General features: G+C 71.1%; 9 protein-coding genes and 1 pseudogene. 6 read left to right on the top strand and 4 right to left on the bottom strand.

Going from position 1 to position 13,994, the window contains the following annotated elements; all coding sequences use genetic code 11:
* Positions 1 to 20: 20 nt before the first annotated feature.
* The 3 genes from ACQEVJ_RS41260 to ACQEVJ_RS41250 are packed head-to-tail and all read right to left on the bottom strand — an operon-like array spanning position 21 to position 4,699.
* Positions 21 to 2,261, bottom strand: a complete 2,241-nt coding sequence (locus ACQEVJ_RS41260) for a hypothetical protein (protein ID WP_433110316.1) — start codon at positions 2,259 to 2,261, stop codon at positions 21 to 23.
* On the bottom strand, positions 2,258 to 3,256 hold the full coding sequence (locus ACQEVJ_RS41255; RefSeq protein WP_433110314.1) for a hypothetical protein: 999 nt from the start codon (positions 3,254 to 3,256) through the stop codon (positions 2,258 to 2,260). Before ACQEVJ_RS41255 ends, ACQEVJ_RS41260 begins: the two co-directional genes overlap by 4 nt.
* Before the next feature lie 9 nt (positions 3,257 to 3,265).
* Entirely contained in the window at positions 3,266 to 4,699 is a 1,434-nt protein-coding gene (locus ACQEVJ_RS41250; protein ID WP_433110312.1) for a hypothetical protein, read from the bottom strand.
* Between the two features lie 163 nt (positions 4,700 to 4,862).
* Between ACQEVJ_RS41250 and ACQEVJ_RS41245 the strand changes: the two genes are divergently transcribed.
* On the top strand, positions 4,863 to 6,251 hold the full coding sequence (locus tag ACQEVJ_RS41245) for a DUF4407 domain-containing protein (RefSeq protein WP_433110310.1): 1,389 nt from the start codon (positions 4,863 to 4,865) through the stop codon (positions 6,249 to 6,251).
* 1 nt (position 6,252) lies between these two features.
* Positions 6,253 to 7,695, top strand: a complete 1,443-nt coding sequence (locus ACQEVJ_RS41240; RefSeq protein WP_433110308.1) for a protein kinase domain-containing protein — start codon at positions 6,253 to 6,255, stop codon at positions 7,693 to 7,695.
* Between the two features lie 98 nt (positions 7,696 to 7,793).
* On the opposite strand, the gene ACQEVJ_RS41235 is transcribed toward ACQEVJ_RS41240, so the two are convergent.
* Positions 7,794 to 11,123 carry a S8 family serine peptidase gene (locus ACQEVJ_RS41235; RefSeq protein ID WP_433110306.1) on the bottom strand — a complete coding sequence of 1,110 codons (3,330 nt, stop codon included), beginning with the start codon at positions 11,121 to 11,123 and terminating at the stop codon, positions 7,794 to 7,796.
* A gap of 403 nt (positions 11,124 to 11,526) precedes the next feature.
* Here ACQEVJ_RS41235 and ACQEVJ_RS41230 point away from each other — a divergent pair, with 403 nt between their 5' ends.
* The 4 genes and pseudogenes from ACQEVJ_RS41230 (at position 11,527) to bla (ending at position 13,947) form a co-directional block, all read left to right on the top strand.
* On the top strand, positions 11,527 to 11,892 hold the full coding sequence (locus ACQEVJ_RS41230; RefSeq protein ID WP_433110304.1) for a DUF2809 domain-containing protein: 366 nt from the start codon (positions 11,527 to 11,529) through the stop codon (positions 11,890 to 11,892).
* A 112-nt stretch (positions 11,893 to 12,004) separates the two neighbouring features.
* Positions 12,005 to 12,244, top strand: a pseudogene (locus ACQEVJ_RS41225) (glycosyl hydrolase 115 family protein); the annotation flags it as partial.
* Complete coding sequence (locus tag ACQEVJ_RS41220) at positions 12,241 to 12,864, top strand: hypothetical protein (RefSeq protein WP_433110302.1); 624 nt, start codon at positions 12,241 to 12,243, stop codon at positions 12,862 to 12,864. The pseudogene ACQEVJ_RS41225 and the gene ACQEVJ_RS41220, both read left to right, overlap by 4 nt.
* 180 nt (positions 12,865 to 13,044) lie before the next feature.
* On the top strand, positions 13,045 to 13,947 hold the full coding sequence (gene bla / locus ACQEVJ_RS41215; protein ID WP_433110300.1) for a class A beta-lactamase: 903 nt from the start codon (positions 13,045 to 13,047) through the stop codon (positions 13,945 to 13,947).
* Positions 13,948 to 13,994 lie beyond the last annotated feature (47 nt).

Raw genomic sequence — 13,994 nt, 5'->3', positions numbered from 1 at the left:
GGTGGAGCGCCGTCCGTGAATCAGGGTTTCCGGTTGCGGGGGCTCCCGGGGCGGGCGAGGGCCGCGGGCCAGCCGATGAGGCACAGCACCACCACGACGGCGGCGGCGACGATCACGAAGAAGAGGATCGTCAGGGGGAGCATGAACGAGTCCTGCGCGGGCTCCGCCTCTTCCTCCGATGCCGACGTGGCGTCCCTGCCCGGAAGCGACGCGGCGACCCGATCGGCGAATTCCCTCGCCACCTCCTGGGGATCCCTGCTGCCCGCCTCGATGCGCTTGGCGTCCAGGTTCGCCGTCAGCGCCGTCAGGGTCGGCATGAGCTCCGGACCGACCGCGCTGTTGGCGAGCACGACGAGCGAGTGTCGCGGCAGCAGGTCCGCCATCAGGCCCGAGTGTTCGTAGCCGAACAGGTCGGTGTCACCGGGCACGATCGCGGCCCTCGCCTTCTTCCGCTGCAGTTCCTGCGCCAGTTCTCGGGCGGGGACGGAACGCAGCCGGAGGTCTGGGTAGCGTCCGTGGAGGATCTCCCGTGGCCCGGCGCCGAAGGTGTCCCGGACGAGGATCTCGTCTCCCTGCTCCGGATGTTCCAGGCTCGCCTTCAGCCGGTCAGGCTTGATCAGGTCCGGGGCGTAGACGAGGACGTCCTGTGTGGTCCAGGGGAGGGGAGCCACGAGGGCCAGCCCCTGCCCGGAGAGCTGGGCGCCGAGTTGGTTCCGGATCTCGTCGGGGCCGTCGACCGAGAAGTTGCCGCGGGTGAGGAACTCCAGCAGGTCGAGGTCGTACGCGATGGTCACGGTCGGTTCGGTTCGCAGCCGGACGGGATTGGCCGGGTCGGCCCACTCGAAGATCGGCTGGTCCCCCGCGTCCCGCAGCACCTCGGCGAGGGCCTCGGCGACGAAGCGGGAGGCCTGCCCCGGGGAGGTCTGAATGTAAACCGTGCTTGAGAGGGGAGCCGCGACTTCCGGGACGGCCGGTCCCTCGTCGCGCCTGAGGAAGCCGGCGACCAGGAGTACGGCGAAAGCGCTCAGCGCCATGCCGAGCACGACGAGTGCCACGACCATGACGAGTCCGCCCCGCCCCCCGGCGCCGTGCCCGTGCCACACGGGGGATTCAGGCCTGCTCTCGATCCGGGTGAACGGATCGACTCCCGGCCGCGTCACCGTCCCGTCCCCGGTGGCCGGCCAGGACGCCCCCCTGTGCCGGTGCCCGCCGGTGTTCCTGTCGGCTCGGCCCGGCTCGTTCCGTGGGGCCGCGACAGTCCCCCGGCGCTCTTCGTGGCCGCTGACATCGCGGTCGATTCGGGTGGGCTCGTCCTGCGGGACCGCGACGGTCCCTGCGGGCTGCTCGCGGGGGACCGGTGGGGTCGCGTCGCCGGTCTCGGGAGCGTCGACAGACGGCTCCGTCAGGGGACGGATGGCGCCTTCGAGCAGTTCCAGGACCGTGGTCCGATACTCGGGGGCGAACGACAGCGGGCCGGTCTGCTCGGCGAGCCGTACGATCACCTCGGGCAGGCGGTCGCCGGCCCACCTGAGCGTCTCGTGGTAATGCCTCGCCTGCTCGTGGCCGACGTCGGCCCCGCGCTCCCACGGCACGGCGTGCGCCCCGCTGGGCGCGTGGCGGGCGAAGAACAGCTTGATCTTGTGGTTGGCCGTGCTGCTGGTCCAGGTCGCCGCGGTGAGCCTGGCCCGCATGCCGTACGGCAGCAGCGCCGCGACGGTGTCCAGGAACCGCAGCCGCTCGGCCATCGGCACCCCCTCGGCGCCCACCACGCACACCTGCCGCCCGGTCAGCAGCAGCGCGGCGGCCGACAGCGCGTCCGGCCCGGGAGACACGGCTGACAGGTCGAGCGCGGGCACGTCCGCCGTCAGCGGCGGCGCGGGCGTCTCCGGCAGCGCCCGCAGCGCCGTGTAAAGGGCCTCGTACGACACCCTGTGGTCGATGAGCTGCTCGTACGGAACGTAGAACCAGCGCGTGTAAGCGATCTTCCGGTTGGTGCCGTCGTGGTGCGGGGACCACTCCTGCACGGCCAGCACCACGTAGTAGGACTGCCGTCCGCTCTCCATCGTGCTCGCCCTGGCGATGGTGACCTGGGGCAGTCCGGACGCGGTCCCGGTCGCGTACAGGTCCCTGACCTCGTCGAACACCTCCCTGGTGAGCCGTCCCTCGCTCCAGCTCAGCAGTTCGTAGTCGTCGTAGCTACCGGGGTGCTTGCCTTCGAGCGCCCACTCGAAGCTGATCTTCCGGACCGTCTCGCCAGTCATCTCCCCTGTCCCCCGGGTTCGCCGGCCGCGAGCCGCTGCCCGAGCCACAGCATGGGCTCGACCACGTTGATCGGCCGGATCTGCCCCCGGATGCGCAGGCCGCTGCCGGCCTCCTCGGGCAGCAGGTTCACGTAGTCGTGCCAGTCGAAGACGTTCGTACGCCGGTCAACGTAGAACCCGATCGAGGAGGTGACGAAGAAGCGGATGCGGTCGGCGTGGAAGAACTTGTCGAGGGAGTTGAGCACCAGGTCCGCGTCGCCGCTCGCCGACACCTTGCACAGCTGCCGGAACAGCACCGGTGCGTCCTCGCTGGTCACCCGGGGGAACTCGCACGGATCGTCCGGGTCGAGCGTGAGCAGGTTCTCCTCCTGGGCGGTCTGCAGCACCCGCGGGTCGTCGAACTTGGTGATGCACACCGCGATGTGGTGCGGGAGCCTCCCCTGCGTGAGCTGCCCCGCGCTCAGCATCCGCTCCGCGAGCCGGGTGAGCGGCGCGTGCAGGTGGTCGTACGCGTCGCCGACGTCGAACTCGCGAATCGGGTCGAAGAGGAAGACGATGCCCCGCCCCTCGCTCAGGTTGTCCAGCAGTTCCTGCTGACGCAGGTCGGCCGGCCCGCCTTCCGAGCCCCGCCGGCCCGGGGCGAACAGGCCGCCCGGCGCGTCGCTCATGTTGATGCCGATCCTGGCCTCGGGGACAGGCGCGGCCCTGCGGTTCCCCCGGCCCTCCTGCGGCGGATCCGGGTGGCCGATCAGCATCCAGCGGTAGCGCTCAAGCAGCCGGCTCGCCTCCGGGAAGACCCGCCCGCGGGACAGTTCGTCGGTCTTCTCGATCAGGTAGTCCGTCGAGGCGGGATCCGCCCCGATGATCTTCCAGTCGTCGTTCCTGCGGGTCAGGGCGATGGACAGGGCGGCCAAGAGCGTGGTCTTGCCGCTGCCGGGGGCACCCCACATGGAGATGCCGTGGGCGGCCTGCCCGGAGGCGGGCTCGGGGGGCATGCGTAGGTCTCACTCCGTCTCGTCGATGAGGGGGAACGGGAGGCGTCCGGTCGCGGGCGCGGCCAGGCCGAGGTCGGCCGCGAGCTCCTGGGCGTCCAGGGCGTCGAGGTGCCCCAGCGCCTTGGCGCCGAGGCGGCGCCAGACGCGGTTCGCCTGGCCCGGCGGCCGGTCGCAGATCGCCCCGAACGCCACGCCGCAGCGGTGTTCGAGGTGCTCGAGCAGCCGCTTCCAGTCGTGCCGGTGCGGGCACGGCAGCAGCCCCGACGGGTCGGCGGTCGCCGGGTGCGGCTGCCGCTCGCCGACCGTGAGCAGGACCGTCGGCGCAGGCGCGGTCCGATCCAGCCGGGCGGCCACCTCCGCCAGCATGTCCTCCAGTTGGGCGGCGTGCGGATGGTACGGATAGCCCTGCGTGACGGCGCCGCGCTCCTCCAATCGGTCCAGCTCGGCGAGCGCCCGGGCCGCGGGGGCCCGCCAGCAGGCCGTCACCACCGGGTGCTCCTTGGCCCGGCCGAAGGAGTGCGCGCCGTACGCGACGAGGGAGACCCGCAACAGGTCGGCGAGCTCGTCGGACAGGAACGTGACGACCTGGCGCGCCCGGCTGAGCCGCTCGGTCACCTTCTCGGGCGGGCCGCAGACCTCGACCGCGCAGATCAGGTGGGACGGGCCGGTCCTGGCCGGCAGCCGGGAGGGCACGGACGCGACCATTTCGCCCCAGTCGCGCCAGTCGAGCACGAGCTCGGGCAGGCCGACGAACCGGACCTTCCCCGGTCGCACCAGCTCGACCGTCACCTCGTACGGCCCGGGGGTGAGCCTGCCGGAGTGCATCGACAGCAGCCGGGGCTCCCGGCCCTGCCGAGTGACCACGGCGAACACGGTGCCGTGTTCGTCGCCGGGCTCGCACCGGAGGGCGACGTTCGCCCGGGTGCCCGGCTGCGTCCCGACGGGGAAGAGCTGCTTGCCCGCGAGCTCCAGCCGGCCGGTCGCCCGATCCGCCCGCAGCACCACCAGGTCGTACGACCGGGACAGCGGGGTCCCGGCCAGCACCTCCTCGACGAGCGCGGTGAGCGGCGCGTCGGCGGGGTGGACCGGCGCGGGCCGCTCGGCGCACAGCCATTCGAGCGCCGCCTCGGCCTCGGCGCTCTCGGAGGTCGAACGGACGAAGACGAACTCGCCGTCGGGGGAGGGGAGCCCTGCGGCGCGCAGCACGGCCTGGCGGGCGGCCTGGGCCGCTCCCGGCTCATCCTCGCCGTGCTCCATGAGCAGGTCGGTCCAGGTGGCGGAGCGGCGACGGCCCCGGGGTGTGCCGTTCTCATCCCGGTGGACGGTGAAGGTGGTGACGCCGTCGACGGCGACCTCCACCACGGTGAGACGGCCGGCGCCGGTGAGCCCGGCCACGGCCCGGGCGAGGGCCTTGCGCAGCAGGTCCTTGTCGGGCTCCGACACCCAGATCCTCCGTAATATGTCCCGCCTTCTGGTCATCCCATCAGGTGAAATCTCAAGTTTTCGGAAACGTGGCGGAAGGCAACTACGATAGCCGGGGTTGAGGGTTATTTACCACGTCCTATGGGGTGCGACCGCCGGAGACGACCCGATTGCGAGGACAAGCATGCGGCGTTTTCTGATTGCCCTTTCTGGGGCGCAATCGGATGTTCTGGCGCAATGTAAGACCGAGTATGGCAAGTTCGAGGGCATCGGCGGCGCCGTCCTCACCACGAGCGTGCTCGCCGTCATCTCGATGTCGTTCGCGCTGCACAGCGCCCTCGGCGTCAACCTGTTCGTCGCCATCGTGGTCGGCCTGGTGTGGGGCCTGGCCATCATGAGCCTGGACCGCTGGCTGGTCGGCACGATCAGGTCGGACGGCCCGCTCCGCCGCAGGCTGTTCATGGCCGCTCCCCGGATCGCCATGGCCGTGCTGCTGGGTTTCGTCATCTCCACCCCGCTGGTGCTCCAGATTTTCCAGGGCGAAATCAACGCTCAGATCGCCAAGATCAAGGAGCGGGAGGCTGAGACCTTCATCGCGCAGCAGAAGCAGAGCGCGGTGGGAAAAGACGTCGAGGGGCTGCGCAAAGAGGTCGCGGACCTGGAAAAGGTGGTTTCCTCCCGCGGTGACGTGCCCCTTGACCCCGCCCGGGACCCGAAGGTCAAGGACCTGACCGCGGAGCGGGCGAACGAGCAGAAGCTCGCCGACCAGCACTACAAGGAATGGCAGTGCCAGCTCTACGGCGGCAAGTCCTGCCCCAAGAAGGGCGACGGCCCGCTCGCCCAGGACAGCAAGCGGGCGTACGACAAGAACAAGGGCCGCATCGACCTGCTCAACCGGCAGATCGAGGCGCGAAGGAAGGAGCTGGCGGCCGGCAGCGAGGCGGCCAAGGCGTCCCGGCTGGAAAGCGCGCAGGCGGCCCTGCCGAAGGCGCGCGCCGAGCTGGACGCCGCGCTGGAGCGGCAGACCGCCCTGCGGGAGTCGTTCGACAACGAGAACCTGGCCATGAACGGGCTGCTGATCCGGCTGCGGGCGCTGAACGAGGTGACGGGCAAGGACGGGACGCTCAGCGCCGCACGCGGGCTGCTGTTCCTGTTGTTCCTGCTCATCGAGTGCCTGCCGGTCTTCGTCAAGCTCATGCAGCGGCCGGGCAACTACGAACGGGTGCTCGCGCTCGCCGAGCAGGACGAGTTCCGCCGGGCGCGGGGCAGCTTCGCGGCCCGGCCCGCCAACGGCTCCGTCCCGGCCTCCGCGGTCGGCGCGGAGGATCGGAACCTGTGGTCCATCTGGTCCCGCGACTCCGGCCCGCAGCGGACGGCCCCGCCGAACCCGACCACCAAACCGCTGACGGATCCGTTCGCACGGCCCGGTGGGCCGTACGACAGCCGGGTGGAGGAGGACGACGGATACCGCTCGCCGGACGACGACGCGCTGCGCCGCATGCCGGACACCCGCACGGTACGGATGCCGGTCGGCGATCGGTCCGACGTCGAGCTGCTCCCGGACGACGACTGAGATGGCGGGCGTGACGGGCCAGGTCGTCGGCGGCCGCTATGAACTGCTGTCCCTGCTCGGCCGGGGCGGCATGGGCATGGTGTGGCTGGCCGCCGACCGGCTGATCGGACGGCGGGTCGCCCTCAAGGAGATCATGCTGTGGCCGAACGGGGAGGACCTGGCGATCCAGCGGGAGAGGGCGCTGCGCGAGGTCCGGGCGGCCGCCCGGATCGAGCATCCCTCGGTCGTCCGGGTCTACGACGTCTTCGAGGAGGAGGGGTCGCCCTGGATCGTCATGGCGTACGTCGAGGGCGGCTCGCTGGAGGCGAGGATCACCGACGAGGTCCTGCCCGAACGGGAGATCGCCGCGCTGGGGCGGGACGTGCTCGCCGGGCTGACCGCCGCGCACGCCGCCGAGGTGCTGCACCGGGACGTCAAACCCGCCAACATCCTGCTCGGCCGGAACGGCGGCGTCTTCCTGGTCGACTTCGGCATCGCGCAGATCTCCGGGGAGAGCCGGCTCACCTCGCGCACCTCCATCCTCGGGACGCCGGAGTTCATGGCCCCCGAGCGGGTCAACGGGCTCGAGGCGAGCGCGGCGTCGGACCTGTGGTCGCTCGGCGTCACGTTCTTCTGCGCGCTCGAGGGCTACTCGCCGTTCCGGCGCGGCAGCTACCCGGCGACCCTGTACGCGATCACGGGGGAGAGCGCGCCGCGGCCCCGCAGGTCCGGGCCGATGGCCGACGCGATCGCCGGGCTACTGGTCAAGAATCCCGCCCGGCGGACGACGGCCGCCGAACTGGACCGGAGGCTGCGGGCGATCCTGGCGGGCGGGAACCGCACGATGCCGGAGCGTCCGCGGGAACCAAGGCGAGAGCGCGTGCGGGAGCCGGTGAGAGAACCCGTGCGATCGAAGCCCGTACGGCGGCCGGAGCACGGCCCGCGGCTCACCCCGGACGAGCTACGTGCGGCGGCACCGGTGGAGGGTGCGCGCTTGCTGCTCGCCCGGCCGGCCGCCGAGGCCGCCGCGCTGCTCGCCGCGCTCGAGCCGAGAGCCGCCGGCCCGCTGGCGGACGCGATGGCGGTACGGCCCGCCCTGGCCGCCGCCGCGCTGGCGGCGCTGTCGCCGGTGGCGGTCGGGCGGCTGCTCGACCACATGACGGCCGAAGGTGCGTGCGCGCTGCTCCAGGCGATGACCCCGGCGCGGGGGGCCGGCATCCTGGCGCACGCGGACGAGCGGACGGTCGCCGACATCCTCTCCACGCTCGGCGCCGCCCCGGCGGCGGTCCGGCTGCTGGAGGCGATGACCGTGCAGCGGGCCTGCCGGGTGCTGGAGTACGTGCCGCCCCCGGTCATCGCGGCCCTGCTGGCGGTGTCCTCCGACGGCCGCGCGGACCGCCTGTGCAACGGGCTGAGCGGGCCGGTCCGGGCTGAGGTCAGGCGCCTGTCCGCGCAGGCCGGCTGAGGCTCGCTTCGCGGGCACCGCCGGGTCTCGCTGCTGAAACGGCAGGAGGCCCGGCGGACGCCGCACGTCCGCCGGGCCTCGAAAACCTCCAGGAAACCCTACTGCACGGTGATCTTGTCGACCTCGACCGTGATGCCCTTCACCTGGGGAGTGGAGGTGCCGGTCGTGACGGTTCCGGTGCCCGAGGACACGCCCTTGACCTTGAAGGAGTAAGTGAGCGTGCCGCCGGGGGCGCCCGGCGTGCTGGTGATCCGGTAGTCCTGCGTCGGCGGGCCGCTGATCTGGCTGCCGGCGGTGCCGTCCGCGTTCTCGGCGCCGACGGTCAGGCCGTAGGCCGCCCCCGGGTCACCGGGCAGGTTGCCCGGGTCGTAGGCGTACGAGATGTCCTCGGTGCCGTTGAGCCCGATCCACTGCTGGAAGACCTTCAGGCTGTTCGTGCCGTACAGGTAGACCCGCCACTCGACGACGATCCATCTGTTCACCCCGTCGGTCAGGCTGGCGACGTAGACGCCGGGGGCGCCCGTGCCGTTCAGGTCGGTCCAGTACGACGCGAGCACGCCGTTCGGCGGCGCGGTGTCGGGGAGCGTCTGCGGGGCGAACTGGATGTCCGCCGAGCCGTTCGTGCCGCCCGCGACCGTGTAGCCGTCGGAGACGACGCCGATCCTGTTGTACGTACGGCCGGCGTAGGTGAACGCCGGGACGTTGAAGTTCAGCGCCTCCTCGTCGCCGATGGGGGTGGGGGCGATGCCGAAGGCCGAGAGCGGCAGGTAGCCCGCCGGGGTCTCACCCGGAGCGATGGTCGGCTTGTCCGGCTGCCTGCCCGCGAGCGTGCTCCTGGTCGTCACGATCTGGCTGCCGATCTTGGTCGCGCCGGTGACGCCGGTGAGCCGCAGCTTGGTGTCCAGCGTGCTCAGCGCGGTGACGTCGGTGTTCTCCAGGGTGTTGTTCTGGACCGTCACCGTGCAGGTGGACTCGCCCGTGTTCTTGGCGATGGTGCTCGGGGCGCAGGTCTGGTCGATCGGCACGGCGCCCTCCTGCCGGTAGAAGGCCACCGGGAGGTGCTGCTCCCGGCTGCCGCCGACCTGCTTGAGGTTCACCTGGCCGAAGTACTGCCCGTCGGGCAGGTCAGGTGCGGTGATCAACACCGTGATCTTCTGGCTCTTGCCCGGCTTGACCGTGAACAGCGGCGGCAGCACCGTGATGTTCGCCCCGCTGACGGTGGTGCCCGTCGCGGAGTAGGTCAGCGTCTTGCCGGTCGCGTTGACGAGCGTGCGCTTGGCGCTGATCACACCCGGCATGACGGGCGCGTTGACCGACGGCAGGTTGAGGTCGATCCGGTTCATCGGGTCGGCGGCCGAGGCGGCGTAGTTCGCCGCGGTCTCGTCGAGGGTCAGGCCCGGGTCGCCCGCCTTGGTCAGGTCGATGCGGCCCCCGCCGTAGTCGAACGGGTCGGCCTGGGTGGTCCGGTCCTGCTTGGTGACCTTCGTCGTCGCGGTGGTCTCCAGGGCCGACTTGACCTGGCCCGGCGTCCAGTCGGGATGCAGCGCGAACACGAGCGCGCCCGCGCCCGCGACGTGCGGCGACGACATCGAGGTGCCGGCGATCACCTGGTAGAGGTTGCCCGGAGGGCCTTCCAGCGGCGACTCGGGGGTCGGGGTGTTGCCCGCCAGGATGTGCAGGCCGGGCGCGGTGACGTCCGGCTTGAGGAAGTCGCCGCCCGGGCCGCGCGAGGAGAACGTGGTCATCGCGTCGCCCTGCCAGGTGGCCTTCTGGCCCTGGGTGAAGCTCGCCGTCGCGCCCGGGTGCGAGCTCAGCCAGGCGAGCAGCACGTCGGTCTCCGGCTTGTCGATGTGAACCGTCGGCACCCAGTGGTTGTCGGTCATGACGTCGAGCGGCGAGGAGTTGTAGAGGATCATCCCGGCGGCGCCGCCCTGCTTGACCGAGAATCCCTTGAGCACCCGGTTCGGGCCGCGCTCACAGGCGACGATCTTCCCGGTGAACAGCCCCGGGGGCGCCGGGTTGACGCACAGCGGGTCGCTGTACGGCGGGGCCGACGCGAGCACCACGGGCAGCGGCGACGAGATGCCCTGGGTGATCGACGCACCCTTGATCGACGGCCCGCCGGTCAGCGTGATCGTCGACTGGTAGGTGCGGCTCTGCGTCGAGGCGGCCACCGTGGTCACCCACGGGCCGCGGTGGTCGGTCGTCCCGGCGCCCGGTCCCGAGTTGCCCGCCGAGGCCGACACGAACACGCCCGCCGCGTACGCGTCGAGGAACGCGAGCTCGACCGGGTCGCTGTAGGGGTCGGCGCCGCCGCCGACCGAGAAGTTGATCACTCTCACGCCGTCGGCGATGGCCTGCGCGACCGCGGCCGCCGAGTCGGACTGGTAGCAGCCCTCCGCGCCGCAGACCTTGTAGACCGCGACGTGGGCCGCGGGCGCGATGCCGTGGATCGCGCCGCGGTCGATGCCGAGCGGGTTGGCGTGGTCGACCGGCCCGCCCGCCGACGTGGTGGCGGTGTGCGTCCCGTGGCCGTTGGAGTCACGGGCGCTGGTGCCGTACACCTCTCCGCCCACCACCGCGTTGTACGTCTCCAGGAACGGCTGGCCCGAGATCAGCTTGTTGTTGCACTGGAAGGGGTCGGCCGCCGGCGTCAGCGGGTTGTCGCCGAAGTTGCACGTACGCGGGGTGCCGTCCGCCTTCGGCGGGGGAGCCGGGAGTGTTCCCGGGTCGGCGAACGACGGATGCTCGGGCCACGCGCCGGTGTCCAGGATGCCGACGATGACGCCCTTGCCCGACGACTTCGCGCCGCCGAGCTGGTTGTAGATGGTGGTCGCGCCGATGAACTCGGGACTGGAGTCGGTGAGCGGCTGCTCCCGCTTGTCCTCCTGCACCGCCGCCACGCCGGGCAGCTTCAGCAGGTCGGCGGCCTGGTTGGCGGGCAGCGTCAGGGCGACGCCGCCGTAGACCGTGCGGAGCTTCTGCCCCACCTTGACGCCGGGGATCTTCTTGCCCAGCTCGCCGAGGAAGGTGCTCTCGATGCCCTCGATGTGCTTCTGGTACTTCGCCGCGTCGCCGCTCTTCAGGTTGAGCGACTTACCGGTGACCGACGGGCTGGTGCCGGGAAGGCCCGGCAGGCCGCCCTTGTAGGCCGCGAGCGAGTCGTAGTCGAGCTTCACGACGACGCTCGTCCGCTCCGGCGACTTCGAGGCGAGCAGCGCCGCGTCGCTCTTGGCGAGCCGGCCGCTGGCCGACTTGGCGCCCTGGACGCGCTCTGCGCCCGTCACGGCCGTGGCGCTCCACGACCGCGACGGGGTGGGGGTGGGGTCCGCGGTGGCGGCTGCCGCCGGGATCATCGCTGTCACGAGGCCGAGGCCGGCGACGATCGCTGTGGTCCGTAAGTAGGCAGGTGGGGGCTTCTTCGACACGACACCTCCATGGAGACCTATGAGGCCTCGCCGTCCAGGCGTGGAGGAGCCGCGCCGCCCCCGGGCATGGGAGGGTGCGGGCCCTCCCCGTTGGGCGACGAGCGAACGGCCACCCGAACGGGTGGCCGAAGCTGACTCGGAGTTTAACTAGCCATTGTTTTTCCGGCTAGATCGTTCCATGGGGTGATTTTTCGCTTGTGTGACAGGCGGTCAGGCGTGCAGCGCGTCGAGGGCGATCTCGAGCTGCTCCGTGACGACGGAGATCAACGATCGTCCTGGCGCGCATCGTCTTGAGCTGTCAGCGCCGCTGTGGCCGCCGCGTGTCACGGCGGCGACATCTGGGTGCGCTACCACCGAAACCACTGACGATCGGGAAATGCCGGATTCTCGATAGGGTGCCCGGATGCCGCATCGCCGACTCGCCGCCCTGGCCGCCGCCGTGGTGGTCGTGGCCGCCGGGCTGGCGGTCAGGGCGCTGCTGCCTGGCGCGGTCGCCAAGTATGCGGGCGATCTCCTCTACACCCTCCTCGTGTACGCGCTGGTCGTCGTGGCCGCGCCCCGCGCCCGGCCGTTCGTGGTGGCGGCCGTGGCGCTCGGCGTGAGCTGGCTGGTCGAGTTCGCTCAGCTCACCGGAGTGCCGGCCGAGTTGTCGGCGCGCAGCACGCTGGCCCGGCTGGTGCTCGGCACGACGTTCAACGCCCCCGATCTGTTCTGGTACGCGGTGGGCGCCGCCGCCGGTTACGCCATTCATTCGCTCCGTACGAAATAACTGTTGACCACTTCTGTGGTGATGGTTAGCCTCCGTTTACTTTGGCCGTTTCGGAAACATTTCGGAATTGGTTAGAAAGTTTCTGGCCTTGGGAGTGTGATCGCACGAGGCGCCGATGATGCGCGGCATCGAGGAGTGGAACCGGCACGCCGTGGCCGCCGTACGCGACGGCCAGGGGAACATCGTCACCCCCCGCCACGACCCGTACGGCGGGACCGGCGAGTGGAGCTACCGCCGCAACGGCGAGGCGATCAAGAAGTACTGGGCCGACGGCATCCGCCGGATGAAGGAGCAGGGCTTCGAGGGCGTGGTCACGCTCGGCAGGGCACGACCGAGGTGCCGATCACGGTGACCGGCCCGTCGGGTGCGCGGGTGACGGTCAAGGCCCTGGTACAGAAGCCCGTCCAGCGGCCCGACCTGCGGGTGAAGGGCTTCGTCGAGGCCGGAGGGTACGTCGCGATCGAGGCCGCCCACTACACCCGGGCCGTGAGCGCGTCCGGGGCCGGCTGGAAGGTCGTCCCGGGCATCGGCCGCACCGGCGACGGGGTCACCCCGTGGCCCGTCACCGCCGAGAGCCGTGATCCCGGTGGGGACGGCGCACGCCTGGAGTACACGTTCACCGTGACGGGCGGCGGGCCGGTGAAGGTCTCGGCGTACCTGTCCCCGCGCAACAACGTGCTGCCGACCGAGGGCCTGCGGTACGCCGTCTCGATCGACGACGGCGCGCCGCAGGAGGTGAACGTCACCAAGGTCACCGGGGCCAACGACACCACGATGAACGCGCAGTGGGCCCGCAACACGTCCGACAACGCGAACGTGACCACGACGACCCACACGATCAGCGGACCCGGCGTGCACACGCTGAAGTTCTGGATGGCCGACCCGACCGTGGTCGTGCAGCGGTTCGTGGTGGACACCGGCGGCGTGATCCCGAGCTACCTCGGCCCGCCGGAGAGTCGCAACGCGAGGTAACGCGCCCGATGACCGAGGCGGCTCCCGTATTACCGGCACGGGGGCCGCCTCTCTTCTGAGCTGGGTTCATGTGGGAACCGATATCGATCGGTTGTCCATATGAATATTGGACATGTTCCGAACACTTTGCTTTGCTCCTGCGTCTGACGGATCTATGCCGGACGAGAGCAAGGACATGCCATGACACGAACGCTGCCGGTCGCCCTGAAAGCCGCCGCGATCACGGTCTCGATCCTGGCCGGCGCCGTCCCCGCGGCGACCCCGGCCGCCGCCGCGCCCCGGACAGACGTGGCCAACGCGCTGCGCGCCCTGGAGACCTCGTTCAAGGGCCGCATCGGCGCGTACGCGATCGACACGGCGACCGGGAAGACGATCGGCTACCGGGCGGGTGAGCGGTTCCCGCTGTTGTCCACCTTCAAGGCGGTTGCGGCAGGGGCGGTGCTCGCCCGGACGACCGACCGGGAGCTGACGCGGAAGGTCGTCCACTGGAAGGCCGGCGAGGTGAAAGACAACTCGCCGGAGACGAGCAAGCACGTGAAGGACGGCATGACCCTCGCCGAGCTGGCCCGGGCGGCGATCATCTACAGCGACAACACCGCAGGGAACATGCTGCTGAAGCGGATCGGCGGGCCGAAGGGGCTCACACGCTACTTCCGCACGCTCAAGGACCCGAGCTCCCGGCTGGACCGCTGGGAGACCGAACTCAACGACTGGTCGCCCAAGGAGAAGCGGGACACCACCACACCCGCGTCCGTCGCCCGCGACCTGCGCGCGCTCACCGTCGGCGACGCGCTCGGCGCGAAGGACCGGTCCCGGCTGATCACGTGGCTGCGCGACAACACAACGGGGGACGCGCGCATCCGCGCCGGGCTGCCCAAGTCGTGGATCGTCGGCGACAAGACCGGCACCGGCGGCACGTACGGCACCGCCAACGACATCGCCGTCGTCTGGCCGCGCGGGAACGCCGCCCCGATCATCATGGCGATCTACACCCACCGTGCGGCGGCCGGCGGCGCCGCCGACAACACGGTCGTCGCCCAGACGGCGACCGTGCTCGCGCGCGGCCTCGGCCGACTGCCGTAACACCGCGTTATGGGGCCGACCGCGCTTTACGGCCCCATAACCTTGTC

It is taken from the genome of Microbispora sp. CA-102843, from assembly GCF_050936215.1.
In the GTDB taxonomy this organism is placed as follows: Bacteria; Actinomycetota; Actinomycetes; order Streptosporangiales; family Streptosporangiaceae; genus Microbispora.
The sequence above is the reverse complement of the archived record's forward strand: the minus strand, read 5'-3'. Positions and strand labels throughout refer to the sequence as shown.